Origin of the sequence: Nocardia sp. NPDC056611, from assembly GCF_042792755.1 — a bacterium.
Taxonomy (GTDB): domain Bacteria; phylum Actinomycetota; class Actinomycetes; order Mycobacteriales; family Mycobacteriaceae; genus Nocardia.
The window spans coordinates 116,063-129,179 of record NZ_JBHTVV010000002.1; the positions used below are offsets into that span (position 1 = coordinate 116,063).

Consider the following 13,117-nt stretch of genomic DNA (forward strand, 5'->3'; position numbering starts at 1 on the left):
GAAGTCCACAGGGCCGTCGTGCTGTCCTACGTGCTGAACCGGGAGTGGGCGTTCACGGCCCTCTGCTGTTGCGTCGATTCGTTAGTCGACAGGCCCTCGGGCCGTCAGGACGATCCTGAGCACGTGCTCGACCGCGGACTCGAACAATGCTCCCCGTAGCTCATTTCGTGCAGCGAGGTTGCGGGTGGCGAGGTCGAGCATCTGATCGGGGGTTAGGCGGCGTACTACCAGGGCGGCAACGTCTTCCAGATCGAGTTCGTTGTTCGCGTTATCCAGTCTGGTCAGGGCGAACGAGACGACGATCTCCTCGTCGGTCATACTTCGCCTCCGCCGTTCGCTAGTTCGGCCACGCCGTGGTAGCTGGGACCAATACTACGGCGGCGCACCATTCAGGCAGATACTCCATGAATGCAGTGCTGACCCATCCCGCCACATTCTTGTGGCTGGGAGCGAAGCCTCGCGCGGCGGTGGACGGCCGCCGGTGTTAGTTTTCTGGTCGTGAGCGTCGAGCTGGCCGGTGGCGTCGAGCAGCGCCTGTCCGATTCTCCCTATGTCGAGCGGGTCTATCTGGCCGGGTCGGCTGCGGGGACGGTAGCGGGGCGAATGCGGTCGGTGGCGAATTCGAACTGGGAGCTCGTCGTCTGGCGTGACCGTGGGGAGACGCACGTTTCAGTCCGCGGCCCGGAGACCGGTCCTACGGTGCTAGAGCTGGGGCCTGGTACGGGCGAAACGCTCGGGATCATCTTTCGGCATGGTGCGTTCCTGGCGCCGATGCCGGTGCCGGCGCTGGTCGACACCGCGGTGTCGAGTTCGCACACCACGTCGCGCTCGTTCGTGTTGCAGGGCGAGGAGTGGGAGATCCCTGCCTACGACAACGCGGAAGTCTTTGCGGACCGCCTGGTTCGCGCTGGGCTGCTGGTGCGCGATCCGCTGGTCACCGATGTACTTCGCGGTGAGACGACAACTTTGGTCACACCTCGGTCGGTGCAGCGGCGAGTGGCTGCGGCGACCGGGCTGACGCAGGGCGCGATCAGGCAGATCGAACGGGCCAGACAGGCCGTTCTGCTGCTGCAGCAGGGGATCCCGGCGATCGAGGTGGTGCAGCGGACGGGCTACCACGACCAGCCGCACCTCGCGCGCTCGATGACCCGGTTCATCGGCCGCACGGCATCCCAGTTGCAGCACGCCGATGGCGAGGAGATGCTGTCGCTTCTGTACAAGACCGAGGTCGAGGTACGCCCCTAGGTTTTGTGGTGTCGCCGGGAACGCCCGGCACACCGAGAATCCTTGGAGAGGCACGTCATGGCACTCACGCAGATCTACGTCAACCTGCCGGTCACCGACCTGGACGCGAGCACGAAGGTGTACACGGCGATGGGAGGCACGATCAATCCGGACTTCACCGGGGACACCTCCGCCCAGGTGGTCTTCGCCGACGCGGTCGTGGTGCAGCTGATGACGCGCGAGACGTTCGCGACCTTCACCAAGCGCGACACGGCCGATGGTCCGATCGAAGTGATCAACGCGCTGGCTGCCGGATCGCGTGAAGAAGTGGACGGCCTGGCCGATGCGGCGCTGGCCGCGGGTGCCACCGAACCACGAGAGGCCCAGGACCTGGGCTGGCTGTACAACCGGGCGATCGACGACCCGGACGGCCACTGCTGGGAGCTGCTGGCCTACAACGCGGGCGCCCTGGGCGAGGACGGCGACGCGCGCTGACTACACCGGCCGGAGGGCGTCGTCGGGCGCGGAGCCCTCGGCCGCGGAAGGTCCCCGGGGCGCGGATCGCGGCGTGGGTGCCGCTGAGTGACTGCGCGCTCATCCCCTCTTCCTCGCTACCATCCATACCGTTTGTGTTCGTATCGGATTTGCCGGGTCGTAGGGCCCGGTAGCGGATCGGTGGGGGCGGATGAGACAGATCCTGTTTGCGGTGGCGATTGCCTTGGCGGTGTCGATCACCTTGACGCCGTTGCTGGTTCGCTGGTTCACCCGAGCGAAGATGGGCCACGAGATCCGGCAGGAAGGCCCTTCGAGCCACCAGTCGAAGCGCGGCACGCCGACCATGGGCGGCATCGCCATCGTCGCCGGTATGTGGGCCGGTTATCTGGGATCGCATCTGATCGGGCTGCGCTATGACGCGCCGGGCGTGACGGCCTCAGGGTTGCTGGTGCTCGGATTGGCCACGGCGATGGGGCTGGTCGGGTTCCTCGACGACTTCATCAAGCTCTACAAGCGGCGCAACCTCGGGCTCACCGCGAAGGGCAAATACGTCGGCCAATTCGGTGCCGCAATCGTTTTCGGCATCCTCGCCCTGCGATTCCCCGACAGCACCGGGCTGACTCCGGCCAGCCGGCACATCTCGATCATGCGTGATGTGGGCTGGCTGTCGCTCGTGCCGGCGCTGTTCGTACTGTGGGCCTGCTTCCTGGTCGTCGCCTGGTCGAACGCGGTGAACATCACCGACGGGCTCGACGGGCTGGCCGCGGGATCCATGGCCCTGACCTTGGGCGCCTACGTGTTGATTACGTTCTGGCAGTACCTCAATGCCTGCACCACTCGCCCCGGCGCAGGCTGCTACACCGTGCGCGACCCGCTGGACCTGGCGCTCATCTGCGCCGCGACGGCAGCGGCGTGCGTGGGCTTCCTGTGGTGGAACGCGGCGCCGGCGAAGATCTTCATGGGCGACACCGGATCTCTCGCTTTGGGAGGACTGCTCGCGGGGCTGTCCATCACGACCCGCACCGAGCTGCTGATGGTGGTCATCGGCGCCTTGTTCTGCGCCGAGATCCTCTCGGTCCTGTTGCAGATCGTGGTGTTCCGCAAAACCGGTCGGCGACTGTTTCGCATCGCGCCGATGCATCACCACTTCGAACTCAGCAGCTGGCCCGAAACCACCGTCTCCATCCGCTTCTGGCTCCTCGCCGGACTGTCCGCGGCCGCCGGCCTGATGCTGTTCTACGGCGAGCACCTCTCCGTCACTGGCTGACCGCGCACCCGTCTGCCGCTGGTCGCGCTGACCGAACCGGCCAGCGGACCGCCGGAACCCGGTGCGGTGCGGAACGTCCGCCTGAGCCCACACCGAGTTGCGCGTGAGCGTCAGGACCGTGCGGCCACCACGTCGGTCGCCACCTCGAGGAAGTTCAGGTCGGTGACGGCCGGGACCAGAATGAACTCGTCGCACCCGGCCTGCTCCGCGCCGTCAAGAATGTCGGCGAGTACCTCCGGACTCGATGCCCGCGCCGAGGTGGCGATCACCTCGGCCAGCTTGGGTCCGAGGAAGCCGAGGTAGCGAGCGGTGAAGGAGCGCAACGCTTCTGATGCGTCGGTGACGCCCAGGGCGGTGAAGCAGCCACTCACCTTGCGCGGGGTCGTCGCACGACCGGCCTCGGCCCAGCAACGGTCGGCGAGCTCGCCGGCTGCGGCGATCTCGTCGGCGTTGCCCGGGATGCTGAAGCCGGAGATGCCATCGGCCCACCGCGCCGCCCGGCGCATCGCCTTCGGACCCATCGCACCGGCGAGGATGATCGGTCCGCCCGGCTGCACGCACGCTGGACCGACCGGGTCGGCGCCCTCGAACGGTGGCTTGCCGTCGAGCAGTGCTTTCAGCTCGGCGACCTTGTCATCGAGCTGCTGGTGCCGTCTCGTGAAATCAGCGCCGAGAGCACGGTAGTCGTGTTCGCGACCGCCGACGCCGACCGCTACCTCGAGGCGGCCGTTCGCGAGTTGGTCGAGCGTGCCGATCTGCTGGGCGACCATCGCCACCGGATGCTGTGGAAGCACCCAGAGGTTCGCCAAGACCTGCACCCGCTCTGTCACCGCCGCACAGGCGCCCAGCGTCGCGACCATCTCCGGATTCGAAAACGTCACCCGCTCGCCCACCGAGACGCTCGAGAACGGGCCCGCGTCGATTCGCCGCGCCCAGTCGACCGTCGTACCCGGTCCGTACCCGGGAGCCATCTGCGGAAGTGCAACACCGATCTTCATGTGGAGACCCTCTCAGAGCCACCCGGCTCCCGTCACGCGATCCCAATTCAGACGGGAGATACCCACCAACCGTCTGAGCGCCACTCGGCCCCCAACAGCGCGCGCTCATGCCGAGTTGAGAGTGTGGATGACTCCGGCTTCGAAGATCGATCGACGCTGTGCCGATCCCCGAAATGCCGTCGCCGTCATCAGTCGCAACGGCTTTCGCCCTTGATCGGCCGCCACGGGCCCCTTCCTGCGTTCCGCATTGCCCCACAACATGATTAGGGCGATTGACCGATAGCGTCTGATTTCCTTGATCGCTACCATCGAGTTGGTTGTTGGGCAGACACTCCCAGCATCTCGAACCGAGGATGGCCCACTATGCGCTGGATGCGATCGAGAGTCTTCGCTGATCCGCCGGTGGAACTCACAGACGCGGAACGCAAACGGGGCGAGCGGGCAGCTCGTCAAGCCGCCCGCGACGCGCGGAAGTCCCTGGTAAGGACAAAGCGGTACCAGTATCGGCGCTACCGGGAAAAGGCCGGTGACAAGTATCTGGATTGGCAACAGTGGCGCATCACGTATCTCGAGGAATACAGAAGCGGACCCCTCCCTGAGTCCACGAGGGGCGGCATCTCCGCAGGGGACAGCTTCAGTGCGAGCTGACGCCGTGGGGCGGGCTGAGCGGGTCAGCCTCTGAAGAAATGCCGTGCGTACACGGTTGCACTCCATTCGATCTGGTCGCTGACGCAGGCAATTCAGGCGCTACGGAACCATCCGCTCATGCCGCTTACGGGTCGATCCGGAGCGGCTGGCACGGTCCAGCTGAAGATCGAACGCCCCGAGATCATTTCGGGGTGTTCGTGTGTATGGAACGTCCGCAACTGCGAATACCGAGTGGCGCATGTCGGTGAGGCAGTATCTTGCGAAGCGCAACTGCTTCACATCAAGTATCGGGGAATACTCATGCGTCGTATCCTTGCCCTCGTCGTGCTCACCGCCGCGGTCCTCACCACCGGAACGGGTTTGGCCGCAGCCGAACCGCTGTCGACCGGTTCAGCCTCGGGTTCGGCCTCGGGTTCGGCCGAGACTGTCGCCACTGTTCTCTGCGCGGTGGTCAAGATCTCGGCCTGCTCGATCTCGGTTCCTGAAAGCAACCTGCCGGTCTCTATGCCCGAGAACAACATGTGGTGAATAAGTCCACGCCAGCGGGAGGATCGCTGATTGCTCCGTCGGTGGTGGGGCGGGCACCGGACTGAGCGGCTGACGTGACGCACTGAAATGCCGCATACGGCGCTGAGTGGATCGGCCAGCGCGGCACGGTGAAAGATCAATCGCGCGACCAAGTCTGGCCAGAGTGAGGGACTCTCGTCCGGATAAGAGTCGATGCGCTTGCCGATCACGCCTTCGATGTCGTGTTCCGCGGCGACTTCCAGCATCCGCGAGACCGGTATTCCGCGGTAGGACGGCGAGAGCAGGATCGGGCCGTGCGGCAGGGCCAGCGGCGAATCACGCCGGAGATGTCGACGCGAATTGGTCGGGGGAGGATCAGCTGCCATCACCTCCTCGCTGATGAGCTCGCGGTCATCGCCGAGGACGACGAACCTCCCGGTACCTGCGGAGGAGACGGAATCAGCGTTCTTGCCGATGGTGACTTCCATCTCGGTGCACTGCCCGGCCACCGCCCAGGTCGTAGTGGACGCATCGGCCGTCGGACTCGCGGCGGCGAGTTCGGCACCTGCCCCTGATCGCCTACGCCGGGGTGGTCTGCAGCGGCGAGTCGGTGTGGCCGCGTCGGATTCGACGCGCTGTCATCAGGCAGGCGGTGAGCCAGAGTCCGCCGACGAGCCAGCCCGCGAGGATGTCGGTGGGCCAGTGCACGCCCAGGTACAGCCGCGACCATCCGATCGCGGCGACGAATCCTGCCGTGAGGGCGACCAGGACCACTCGCAGCGCCCGGACCCGCAGATGGGTCACCGCGATGGCGACGACCACGCCGAGCACGACGAGAGAGCTCAGGCTGTGGCCCGACGGAAAGGACTGGTTGGTCTCGGTCACGAGGTGATCGACCTCCGGTGGACGCGACCGGCCCACCACATGCTTGCCGACAAAAACCAGCGCGCCGGCGCCCGCTGTCGCGGCGATCACCGTGGCGACCTCGTTCCACCGCCGCCGCCACGCCAGCACAGCGGTGGCGGTGAGCGCCACCGCGAGCATGGACGTCGTGTCGCCGAGGTTGCTGAGCACCCGGGCAATCGAGGTGAGGTCCGGCGCCCGGTGCGCGATGACCCAGCCCAGCCAGCCCGGGTCGATGCGGGTCAACCCATCGCGATCGACGACATTGTCGGTCAGCTCCCCGATCGCGGCGACCCACGCCGCCAGCACGACCATCATCGTGATCGATACCAGTCCTGGTCGTGACCACCAACCCGCACGCGTCGTCATGGTCGTGACCATGCCACACGAGCATCCGGCCAACCCTGAGAGTTCGCCGTTCGGAAAACGATGGCCAGCGGCGTGTGGTGAACCCGGTCCCGACCGCGCCGAGGAGCACCAGCTGCCCGTCTTGGTCGTGGGCGGCGATGAGCAGGGATCCGAACACCTCGCCGCCGGCGTGGCCGGGCAGCCAGCCGACGACGACCGCTTCGGTCGCGCGCCGCAGCGGGCACCGCCTACTGCCGCGCCAAGCTGGCGATGATCATGGCAACCATCGACTATGCCGAGGAACTCGACGGAACCGGTGTCACCGTGAATGCCCTGCACCCCGCAACCCTCATGCCGACGACCATGGTGCGCGAAGCCGGTGTCACACCGATCAGCACCGTCGCCGAAGGCGCAAACGCCACTCTCCGCCTGATCTGCGATCCAAGCCTGGCCCAGACAACAGGCAGGTATTTCAACAACAGGCAGGTATTTCAACGGCACCCGACAGAGCCATCCGCACACACAGGCAGACGATCCGGCGACACGCCGACGGCTACGCGAAATCAGCGACACAGCAATCGGTTTGGTCGTGACATGAGCACCTGGTGGGCCGGGAGGTCGCGCACCCCTCCCGGCCCACCATCATGCTGAAGGGTGCGTCGGATACCTCAGAGCCGGGCATCGCACCCCCGAATCAGGAGCCGGACTGGCCCGCGGTGCCGTTGATCAGACTGAGGATGTTGATGATGGCGTGGCTGCCGTTGTCGAGTGCCGAGCTGCCGGAGTCGAGCATGGCAGAACCGGAGGACGAGCCGGCCGAACCCGAGGACGAGCCGGCGTCAGCCGAACCAGAGGACGAGCCTGCCGCACCCGCGCCGGTGGCGGGAGAACCGGCAGCGGAGGCCGCCGCGACCGGGCCGAGGAACAGGGCGGCGGCCGAGAGGGTCGCGGCGGCAACAATCTTGCGAGAGAACATGTAGGGAGCTTCCTTTCACAGTCCAGATAACGACGCCATCACGACGCACACCAAAATGTTATGAAGAAGAAACCAGAAAAACCACCCCTGGTTCTGTGCGAATAATCATCGTTAACAATTGGCAAACAGCGGACTTTGCCGAGGTTAAGCTATTTGATCTTCATTCCGCCCCCGAATTCGATGATCGAATTCGATTGCTTTTTCTACGGCTCCGCGTATCGGGCTGCGGCGGAGGAGATTTCGTATCGGACCTCCGATCCCGGCCCGGCGCGACCTCGAGCTGAACGACCCGCTCGGGGACCCGTTGATATGGCGGCGATCCGCCGTTCCCGCGTGAACGCGAGGGCGCGACATACTCAGCGGACGATGCCGTCCTCGACATCTCTCCCATCCTGTGCTACTCGGGGCCAGCGGCTCGGCGCAGCGCGTACCGCGCGCCGCCGCACCTCTGGCTCGGTGCGGTGAGGCCGACCCCGCCGGCGACGTCGAGGGCAGGCCCGCGTTCGGCGTCACCTGATCGGCACCAGCACATCCGCACCAGTAGTACACCGACGCTGAGGCCACCGCCGGGACCGGGTGAGCAGTCGCGCCACCGCGTTCGGAAAACGATGGCCAGGTGCACGCTGTGGGAGATCAGTTGCGCTCGGGGATCGAGACTTCCGCTGGTGAGAGGTCGAAGCGCAGGCCGCGCCACGATGGGTGGCGCAGGCCGGTGGCGGTGCGTTCGCGGTAGGCGACATCGCCGACGAGGTGTGGGGCGACCCAGTGCGCGGTGGCCGTGATCGAGCGCGGGATCTCCCCGGCGACCGGCCCGGTCCTGCTGTCGCCGTCCTACCGCGATATCCCGGTCTCGCGGATGCTGGAGGTCGCCGCCGAACACGACATCGAGGGCGTGATCGGCAAGCGCGCCGTGGGGTGAGCCCAGCTGTTCGAGGTGCTCGCGGCGCTGCAGGTAGGGCAGTGTGCGCAGGTCGCGGTTACCGAACCCCAGCAGGTCGAACACGTACAGGCACGCCGGCACGATGCGGATCAGCGACCGGCTCGGCCGCGCGACGCCCAGGCGGCGCCCGATCCGGTCGAACCGCGGCACCCCGCCACGGTCGGGGGCCACGAGCTCCCCGTCGAGGGTCATCTCCCGGCCCGCCGCCAGCGCCGTCAAGGCCTGGGCGATCTCAGGGAAGGCCGCGTTGAGGGAGTTGCCGTTGCGGCTGACCATGTGGCACACGCCGTCGGAAATCCATGCCAGGCAGCGGATTCCGTCGTACTTCCATTCGTAGGTGTACGCCGGCGGTGCTACACGTTGCCGCCGCCCGTGTTGGCGGTGCAACCGGTAGGCGTGAATATGCACGCCAGGAGGGCGAGGGGGAAGTTGAGGAGACCGACCGACCCGCTGGAGGAACCGGTCTCCGCGACCGGGGCTGGCGCGTCGGCGAAGGCCGGCGGCGCGGCCACCGCCTGCCCGGCTCCGACGGTCAGCGCGGTGGCAATGCCGACTGCCGCAAGGAAAGTGCGCATGCAGGTGAACCCTTCGATCGAGCGCGGGCCCGAACCGCTCGGCCCCGTCGGTGAAGAGTTAATCATTTCCATTTCAAAACATCCGGCGGATTCAGTGCGCCGAGAGCCCCGAATTCCATGGGGTTGGGCGGCGATTTGTGGGGGTACCCGCGGCCCTTCCGATGGCGGTCGGGCTGTTCGGAAAACGATCAGCCCAGCCCAGGACGGCCTGCCTCTGAGACGTGTGCAGGTCTGATAATCGGATGGTGAGCGCTTCTTCGGAATCTCCAGCAGGAACCCCCACGCCGGAGTCGGATCCGGCGACGGTGGCAGGTCCACGCACGGGCAGCTTCCAGTTCTGGTTCGCCACCCGCCGCTGGGACTGGTCGCCGGAGGTGTATCGCATGCACGGCTACACCCCGGGCGAAGTCGAGCCGACCACCGATCTGCTGCTGGCGCACAAGCCGGCATCAAGATGCTGAACTGGACTCCGTCGACCGCCGGCACACGCACATTGCAGGTTAGGCAGGCTTCCCACCACGTCTACGGGCAGCCGATCAAGATGATCCTCGCGCACAACCCCGGCTTGAAGATCAACACCAACTAGATTGCGTCTCCACGTGAATCGATGGGGTGGCACCGCATGGCGGCGGGGCCACCCCATCGGGCGTGTTCAGGTCAGGCGGGTGGCTCGGCGGGATGCATGTCGGCGTCCCGCTGGCCACAACGTTCGGCATCTACGAATAGCCGCCGCGTTCGGAAAACGATCATCCGTCGCACGTAAATGCCCGATCGTCACCCACCTACAGTGGATCGCCGTCCACTTCCGTGTCGTCTGGGCTGAGCGCCTGGTCGGACCTCAGAATGTCGTTCCTCTCCTCCTCGGTCCAATCGGAGAACTCGTTGATTCCTGCCGCGAAGGGGTCCGGATTGGACGAGCCCGGTTGGGTCATAACGATCTCCTTTGCGCACTCGATGGTCAGTCCTTACCCGTTAAGCGTGTCACCGCTCCATCCCAGCGATCAGACGAATGCCCGAACCCGAACCAGCACCGGCGGCAGAGCCCCGAGGGACCATCGGGCGAGATTCGCCGAAGGGTGTTCGGAAAACGGTCGACAGACCGCCCCGGTACGTCGGTCAAGCGTTGTGACGCCAGAGCTTCAGCGCCGATACGACAAATCCGCCCGGCCGCCGCGAGGTGCGGCTGGGCCGACGATCATGACCAGCACGATCACCGTCAGCAGGGTGGCGACCAGTCCGGCCAGATCGGTCATAGACGGGTGGCTCCTTTGCAATGCGTAAGGTCGGCGGTCGGGCCGGCCTGCGGTGGCAGAATGGAGCCCCATCGATTGCCCTGACTGAGGAGCGGCATGAGCCGTGCGGAGCGAGATCCTCGACCTGATCAGGACAGTGATCAGGCACCGGGACCGGGGACGATGACCGCCATCTCAACTCTGGCGGTCAAGTTAGACGAGTTGAACAGCGAGTTCGTGAACGCAGGACAGAAGGACCTTCGATAGCCACCGCCCAAGAACTGCGTCTGGGTTCACCGTTCGGAAAACGATCGTTAGCCGAACCCGAACACCTCGCCGGATCAATCCGCGTTTCCGCAGGCCAGGTGTTCGGAAACCCGTCCATTGAAAAGCCCTGTTCACACCTCAACTCGTGTTCCAGAACCGAATAACCTTTGCACTGTCTCCGCCGATCCGATCGCGGCCGGTCCCGTCTCCCAGCTGCTTCGCGCCGCCAGCCTTGCTGAGCTCTGCACGCTCATGCCGAGTTGCGGATGGCCCTTTGAATGGTTGGGGCTCTGCGACTTTGGAGTCTCTACCGGACCCACACGATCTCTCCACACTTGGTCGACGGATCGGACACAACTCGTCGATACAGTGACCGCGTGTTGGTTCGTGATAAACCGTGGAATCGCTGGAGCAGTTTCGCGTACCTATTGCAGGTCGTTGCCGTCGGCGCGCTGGCTCTCGCGTGGGCGGCGATCGGGCTCGGACTGTTCTCGGGCCGGGGAGTGGATCCACGGTTCGCGCTCGAGGCGGGCGACCGCTTCGAGGCCAACCTCGCGGTCTATTGGCCGTTCCTGCTGGTGATCAGCCCGGTGCTGGCCGTCACTGGCATGTTCGGGCTGTTGCCATACCGGTTCGCGCCTGGCGGCACCATGGTGGGTGGGGTAGTTGCCAGTTTGTTCGCTCAGTGGGTGGGAACCCAACTGTACTTGTCCGACTACAAGCGGGAGTTACCCGGACGCCTCGAAACGAGCTTCGGCGCTGCGTGTTTCGCAGTTGCCGTAGCGTTCGCCGCAGCTTTCTTGCACTTGTATAGCAACCGATCCGGTCGGACGCGTGTCACTTCGTTTCGAGGCGGAGCAGTGCTGGCGGTCGCCATTCTCGTCAGTGCCTGGGTCACGATTCCGCCGCTGATCGCGGGCAGTGGCACTCCGTCCGGTGTCCTGGCCGGGTTCGTCACCGACCCCCATTGCGGCAGGAAAGTGTCGGACTGGACCGACGAGGGACGGGCGACCGTCTGCAAGGGCGACGCGAGAACACAGTCGTATCCGCCGAAGGATATGCCCGACATTCGGTTCGGGGTCGTGGTCACATTGCGTAACGGCAAAGGCAGCGTCGAAACCACCCCGCCGACCGCGATCTCGTTCCGAGACGAGCTGCCATTTCGGTCGGGTCCGCCGGTAGCCGAAGTGCTGCTGTCTCGGCCTAATACAGGCAACGGGTTCGCGTTTACTCGCATACGCGATCCGAAGTGTGAGACCGGCAGTAGCCGGGTGGTTTCGGCGACCTACATCTATGACGACTACGACAGAACGAACACGCCTCAGATTCGGGGCACGGTATCTCGTAGCGAGTAACGCGCTGGCAGGGGTGTTTGATCGGCGGCGCTGATCTGGATGTCCGCACATGCCGCTGACAAGGCTGTTCGGACCGGCCACTGGCGGACTCTGACTGCGGCCCGGAATGCGTCGTCCTATGTACCTTCAGCGTCCGCCGCCACCGGAGCAGTGGGGTAGACCAGGTCGTAGACGAACGAGCGATCTCCCTTGAAGCTCACCCAGACTCCTTCGGGCGGAAAGGCACCCCGCCCGGCATCGTCGAACGGACGACTCGACACTGCGCCATCCGACGTGCACACCGCCCATCCGAAATCGGGAAGGCGCAGGCAGCGTATGTCGAGGTCGACTCGCTTGTATGACGGGTAACCGTGTGCGTCCCCGTCGCGGACGAACTCGTAGGTCAATCCGTCCACCCGCCGCACGAAGCGTATGCCCTGCATCAAGCCATCTTCGGCGGCGAGCTCCGCCAAGATCAACCGGAGATTGGTATCTCAGCTCGCCCGAAAACACTCCTCCGCCGCTGGTGCGAGTGTGCGGGCGGGCCAAAGGCATTGCTGGACCGCGCGTGTGGCAGCTACCCAAGATGGAAGCGAAGCCTGGTGAAGGCGAGTGCAACTCGTGTGGTCGGGACTTGTTCGATCCTGCCGGTACCCCGATCGTGCCCATGGTCGTGGAGCCCGTCTGCTGAGGTGGTTCATCAGTCTGCCGCGCGAGCGCTCAGCTCTCGTCCTCGAGAGTCAGCACGACCAAGGGGATCGGTCGGTCGATCTTGGACTGGAAATCCGCGAGCAGCGGGTTGTTGGCCAGCACCCAGGCCGCGAACTCGTCGTAGTCCTCGGCTTCGAGCACCTCGCCGGTCGCCTGGTAGGTCTTGTCTCGGAGCTCGATGGTGACCCGCGGATTCGCCTTGATGTTGTGCCACCAGGCCGGGTACTTGTCCTCGATGAACGAGCTCACGTACATGGTGTCGTCCCGGTAGAGGGGTCCCAGCGGAGTCGTGTGCCGCTTGCCGCTCTTGGCTCCGGTGGTGGTGAGCAGGATGAGGTCGCCGCCCGCGTATGCGCCGCCCACCTTGCCCGAGTTCTCCCGGAACTCCTTGATCACATCATCGTTCCAGTTGGCGATGCCACCTTCCTGGTCCCATGCCTGGTTCCATGGCGCGTTCGGATCGTCGTAGTCGGTGATGTCGGCCTGATCTGGATGTCCCGCAGTCGATTCGATGTCGCTCATGATTCAAGTCTGTCGGGGATATAGGACACACCAGGTCCTAGTTCAACGAGAAATCGAGCGCGGGAGGATCACTGATCGGCTTGTGCGCAACGCTGGATAGCCCGTGAGTCGAAGTCGAATCCGGTCGGCCCCAGGTCATCTGGGTCGTCCTCGTGGCGGGAGAACTCGAC

17 protein-coding genes and 1 pseudogene are annotated in these 13,117 nt (G+C 65.3%); 7 read left to right on the top strand and 11 right to left on the bottom strand.

All coding sequences use genetic code 11. The features are described 5' to 3' along the window. Positions 1–81: 81 nt before the first annotated feature. A complete protein-coding gene (locus ACFRAQ_RS08815) occupies positions 82–318 on the bottom strand; it encodes a hypothetical protein (protein ID WP_379096272.1) in 237 nt (78 codons plus the stop codon). A gap of 180 nt (positions 319–498) precedes the next feature. Here ACFRAQ_RS08815 and ACFRAQ_RS08820 point away from each other — a divergent pair, with 180 nt between their 5' ends. The 3 genes from ACFRAQ_RS08820 to mraY all read left to right on the top strand — a co-directional run bounded on the left by ACFRAQ_RS08820 (position 499) and on the right by mraY (position 2,986). Continuing rightward, positions 499–1,245 (top strand): helix-turn-helix domain-containing protein, encoded by a 747-nt coding sequence (locus ACFRAQ_RS08820; RefSeq protein WP_379096275.1) that lies wholly within the window; start codon positions 499–501, stop codon positions 1,243–1,245. A 57-nt stretch (positions 1,246–1,302) separates the two neighbouring features. Next, positions 1,303–1,719, top strand: a complete 417-nt coding sequence (locus tag ACFRAQ_RS08825) for a VOC family protein (RefSeq protein WP_379096278.1) — start codon at positions 1,303–1,305, stop codon at positions 1,717–1,719. Between the two features lie 190 nt (positions 1,720–1,909). Continuing rightward, positions 1,910–2,986: a phospho-N-acetylmuramoyl-pentapeptide-transferase gene (gene mraY, locus ACFRAQ_RS08830; RefSeq protein ID WP_379096281.1), complete on the top strand. Its 1,077-nt coding sequence runs from the start codon at positions 1,910–1,912 to the stop codon at positions 2,984–2,986. Positions 2,987–3,096: 110 nt separating this feature from the next. On the opposite strand, the gene ACFRAQ_RS08835 is transcribed toward mraY, so the two are convergent. From ACFRAQ_RS08835 to ACFRAQ_RS08845, 3 genes are all read right to left on the bottom strand, one after another. Beyond that, a complete protein-coding gene (locus ACFRAQ_RS08835) occupies positions 3,097–3,984 on the bottom strand; it encodes an LLM class flavin-dependent oxidoreductase (protein ID WP_379096283.1) in 888 nt (295 codons plus the stop codon). A gap of 923 nt (positions 3,985–4,907) precedes the next feature. Next, positions 4,908–5,627, bottom strand: a complete 720-nt coding sequence (locus tag ACFRAQ_RS08840; RefSeq protein ID WP_379096285.1) for a hypothetical protein — start codon at positions 5,625–5,627, stop codon at positions 4,908–4,910. A gap of 91 nt (positions 5,628–5,718) precedes the next feature. After that, entirely contained in the window at positions 5,719–6,411 is a 693-nt protein-coding gene (locus ACFRAQ_RS08845) for a phosphatase PAP2 family protein (RefSeq protein ID WP_379096288.1), read from the bottom strand. Between the two features lie 255 nt (positions 6,412–6,666). On the opposite strand from ACFRAQ_RS08845, the gene ACFRAQ_RS08850 reads away from it, so the two are divergent. Then, positions 6,667–7,041 carry a hypothetical protein gene (locus ACFRAQ_RS08850; protein ID WP_379096292.1) on the top strand — a complete coding sequence of 125 codons (375 nt, stop codon included), beginning with the start codon at positions 6,667–6,669 and terminating at the stop codon, positions 7,039–7,041. A gap of 43 nt (positions 7,042–7,084) precedes the next feature. Here the strand turns inward: ACFRAQ_RS08850 and ACFRAQ_RS08855 are convergent, their stop codons facing one another. Continuing rightward, positions 7,085–7,366: a hypothetical protein gene (locus ACFRAQ_RS08855; protein WP_379096295.1), complete on the bottom strand. Its 282-nt coding sequence runs from the start codon at positions 7,364–7,366 to the stop codon at positions 7,085–7,087. 633 nt (positions 7,367–7,999) lie between these two features. Continuing rightward, positions 8,000–8,161 carry a hypothetical protein gene (locus tag ACFRAQ_RS08860; RefSeq protein ID WP_379100158.1) on the bottom strand — a complete coding sequence of 54 codons (162 nt, stop codon included), beginning with the start codon at positions 8,159–8,161 and terminating at the stop codon, positions 8,000–8,002. Between ACFRAQ_RS08860 and ACFRAQ_RS08865 the strand changes: the two genes are divergently transcribed. Beyond that, a complete protein-coding gene (locus tag ACFRAQ_RS08865) occupies positions 8,139–8,285 on the top strand; it encodes a hypothetical protein (protein ID WP_379100298.1) in 147 nt (48 codons plus the stop codon). The two genes, ACFRAQ_RS08860 and ACFRAQ_RS08865, sit on opposite strands and share 23 nt — an antisense overlap. 15 nt (positions 8,286–8,300) lie before the next feature. On the opposite strand, the pseudogene ACFRAQ_RS08870 reads toward ACFRAQ_RS08865, so the two are convergent. Both ACFRAQ_RS08870 and ACFRAQ_RS08875 read right to left on the bottom strand, forming a co-directional pair. Beyond that, positions 8,301–8,714, bottom strand: a pseudogene (locus ACFRAQ_RS08870) (hypothetical protein); the annotation flags it as partial. Next, a complete protein-coding gene (locus ACFRAQ_RS08875) occupies positions 8,660–8,881 on the bottom strand; it encodes a hypothetical protein (RefSeq protein ID WP_379096298.1) in 222 nt (73 codons plus the stop codon). The pseudogene ACFRAQ_RS08870 and the gene ACFRAQ_RS08875, both read right to left, overlap by 55 nt. 245 nt (positions 8,882–9,126) lie before the next feature. Between ACFRAQ_RS08875 and ACFRAQ_RS08880 the strand changes: the two genes are divergently transcribed. Next, positions 9,127–9,342, top strand: a complete 216-nt coding sequence (locus tag ACFRAQ_RS08880) for a hypothetical protein (protein WP_379096301.1) — start codon at positions 9,127–9,129, stop codon at positions 9,340–9,342. Positions 9,343–9,663: 321 nt separating this feature from the next. Here ACFRAQ_RS08880 and ACFRAQ_RS08885 read toward each other — a convergent pair whose 3' ends face one another. Then, positions 9,664–9,813, bottom strand: coding sequence for a hypothetical protein (locus ACFRAQ_RS08885; RefSeq protein WP_379096304.1), 150 nt, complete (start codon positions 9,811–9,813; stop codon positions 9,664–9,666). A 944-nt stretch (positions 9,814–10,757) separates the two neighbouring features. Between ACFRAQ_RS08885 and ACFRAQ_RS08890 the strand changes: the two genes are divergently transcribed. After that, positions 10,758–11,735, top strand: a complete 978-nt coding sequence (locus ACFRAQ_RS08890; RefSeq protein WP_379096307.1) for a hypothetical protein — start codon at positions 10,758–10,760, stop codon at positions 11,733–11,735. A 116-nt stretch (positions 11,736–11,851) separates the two neighbouring features. Here the strand turns inward: ACFRAQ_RS08890 and ACFRAQ_RS08895 are convergent, their stop codons facing one another. Next, a complete protein-coding gene (locus ACFRAQ_RS08895) occupies positions 11,852–12,193 on the bottom strand; it encodes a hypothetical protein (RefSeq protein WP_379096310.1) in 342 nt (113 codons plus the stop codon). A 241-nt stretch (positions 12,194–12,434) separates the two neighbouring features. After that, positions 12,435–12,947 carry a nitroreductase/quinone reductase family protein gene (locus ACFRAQ_RS08900; RefSeq protein WP_379096313.1) on the bottom strand — a complete coding sequence of 171 codons (513 nt, stop codon included), beginning with the start codon at positions 12,945–12,947 and terminating at the stop codon, positions 12,435–12,437. Between the last annotated feature and the right edge of the window lie 170 nt (positions 12,948–13,117).